The sequence below is a fragment of the Exilibacterium tricleocarpae genome, assembly GCF_007004655.1.
Taxonomy (GTDB): domain Bacteria; phylum Pseudomonadota; class Gammaproteobacteria; order Pseudomonadales; family Cellvibrionaceae; genus Exilibacterium; species Exilibacterium tricleocarpae.
On sequence record NZ_ML660133.1, the window covers coordinates 2,501 to 5,455 of the forward strand.

General features: G+C 53.2%; 1 rRNA gene. It reads left to right on the top strand.

Annotated features, from left to right (window positions below):
* The first annotated feature begins 55 nt into the window (after nt 1-55).
* Nucleotides 56-2,950: ribosomal RNA gene (locus tag FKG94_RS28360) — 23S ribosomal RNA — on the top strand.
* The last annotated feature ends 5 nt before the right edge of the window (nt 2,951-2,955 follow it).

Sequence of the window (2,955 nt, forward strand, 5' to 3'; positions counted from 1 at the left end):
TTGAAAAACGCTATCAACATTGTAAGTCGCACACAAGCAGTCGTTTGAGTTATATGGTCAAGCGACGAAGTGCATACGGTGGATGCCTTGGCAGCTGGAGGCGATGAAGGACGTAGGAGCCTGCGAAAAGGTGAGGGGAGCCGGCAAACATGCATTGATCCTCACATGTCCGAATGGGGAAACCCACCTACTGTCAGGTAGGTATCTGCACCTGAATCCATAGGGTGTAGAGGCGAACCCGGGGAACTGAAACATCTAAGTACCCGGAGGAACAGAAATCAACCGAGATTCCCTGAGTAGCGGCGAGCGAAAGGGGACTAGCCCTTAAGCAGCTTACGTTTTAGTGGAACCGTCTGGAAAGTCGGGCGATACCGGGTGATAGCCCCGTACACGAAAAGGCGTAGGGTGTGAAATCGAGTAGGTCGGGACACGTGTTATCTTGACTGAATGTGGGGGGACCATCCTCCAAGGCTAAATACTCCCAGCTGACCGATAGTGAACCAGTACCGTGAGGGAAAGGCGAAAAGAACCCCTGTGAGGGGAGTGAAAGAGATCCTGAAACCGTATGCATACAAGCAGTGGGAGCAGACTTGTTCTGTGACCGCGTACCTTTTGTATAATGGGTCAGCGACTTACTGTCAGTAGCAAGGTTAACCGTGTAGGGGAGCCGTAGGGAAACCGAGTCTGAATAGGGCGATTGAGTTGCTGGCAGTAGACCCGAAACCGAGCGATCTATCCATGGCCAGGGTGAAGGTTAGGTAACACTGACTGGAGGCCCGAACCCACTTATGTTGAAAAATGAGGGGATGAGCTGTGGATCGGAGTGAAAGGCTAATCAAGCTCGGAGATAGCTGGTTCTCCCCGAAAACTATTTAGGTAGTGCGTCATGTCTCACCATTGGGGGTAGAGCACTGTTTGGGCTAGGGGGTCATCCCGACTTACCAACCCCATGCAAACTCCGAATACCGATGAGTGCAATCATGGCAGACAGACGGCGGGTGCTAACGTCCGTCGTCGAGAGGGAAACAACCCAGACCGCCAGCTAAGGTCCCTAATATCCATTAAGTGGGAAACGATGTGGGAAGGCTCAGACAGCTAGGAGGTTGGCTTAGAAGCAGCCATCCTTTAAAGAAAGCGTAATAGCTCACTAGTCGAGTCGGCCTGCGCGGAAGATGTAACGGGGCTAAATGGATAACCGAAGCTGCGGCTGCTGTTTTCGAACAGCAGGGTAGGGGAGCGTTCTGTAAGCGGTTGAAGGTGGGCTGAGAGGCCTGCTGGACGTATCAGAAGTGCGAATGCTGACATGAGTAACGATAAGGGGGGTGAAAAACCTCCCCGCCGGAAGACCAAGGGTTCCTGTCCAACGCTAATCGGGACAGGGTTAGTCGGCCCCTAAGGCGAGGCCGAAAGGCGTAGTCGATGGGAAACAGGTTAATAGTCCTGTACCGCTTATTACTGCGATGGAGGGACGGAGAAGGCTAGGCCAGCGCGGCGTTGGTTGTCCGCGTTTAAGCGTGTAGGCTGAGAACTTAGGCAAATCCGGGTTCTTAAGGCTGAGACGTGATGACGAGCTTCTTTTTGATAAGAAGCGAAGTGGTTGGTGCCCGGCTTCCAAGAAAATCTTCTAAGCTTCAGGTAATAAGCGACCGTACTCCAAACCGACACAGGTGGTCAGGTAGAGAATACCAAGGCGCTTGAGAGAACTCGGGTGAAGGAACTAGGCAAAATAGTACCGTAACTTCGGGAGAAGGTACGCCGGTTTTGGTGATGGGGCTTGCCCCCTCAGCTGAGGCCGGTCGAAGTGACCAGGTGGCTGCGACTGTTTATTAAAAACATAGCACTCTGCAAACACGTAAGTGGACGTATAGGGTGTGACGCCTGCCCGGTGCCGGAAGGTTAATTGATGGGGTTAGCTTCGGCGAAGCTCTTGATCGAAGCCCCGGTAAACGGCGGCCGTAACTATAACGGTCCTAAGGTAGCGAAATTCCTTGTCGGGTAAGTTCCGACCTGCACGAATGGCGTAACGATGGCCACGCTGTCTCCACCCGAGACTCAGTGAAATTGAACTCGCAGTTAAGATGCTGTGTTCCCGCGGCTAGACGGAAAGACCCCGTGAACCTTTACTACAGCTTGACACTGAACTCTGAGCCTATTTGTGTAGGATAGGTGGGAGGCTTTGAAGCGTTGACGCTAGTCAGCGTGGAGCCGTCCTTGAAATACCACCCTGGTATGTTTGGGGTTCTAACGCCGATCCGTTATCCGGATCGCGGACAGTGTCTGGTGGGTAGTTTGACTGGGGCGGTCTCCTCCCAAAGAGTAACGGAGGAGCACGAAGGTACCCTCAGCATGGTCGGAAATCATGCATTGAGTGCAAAGGCATAAGGGTGCTTGACTGAGAGACAGACACGTCGATCAGGTACGAAAGTAGGTCTTAGTGATCCGGTGGTTCTGTATGGAAGGGCCATCGCTCAACGGATAAAAGGTACTCCGGGGATAACAGGCTGATACCGCCCAAGAGTTCACATCGACGGCGGTGTTTGGCACCTCGATGTCGGCTCATCACATCCTGGGGCTGAAGCCGGTCCCAAGGGTATGGCTGTTCGCCATTTAAAGTGGTACGCGAGCTGGGTTTAGAACGTCGTGAGACAGTTCGGTCCCTATCTGCCGTGGGCGTTGGAGATTTGAGAAGAGTTGCTCCTAGTACGAGAGGACCGGAGTGAACGAACCGCTGGTGTTCGGGTTGTGATGCCAATCGCATTGCCCGGTAGCTATGTTCGGACGGGATAACCGCTGAAAGCATCTAAGCGGGAAGCCTCCTTCAAGATAAGATCTCCCTCACCCCTTGAGGGTGCTAAAGGGCCGTGGAAGACCACCACGTTGATAGGCTGGGTGTGGAAGCGTTGTGAGGCGTTGAGCTAACCAGTACTAATGGCCCGTGAGGCTTGACCATATAAC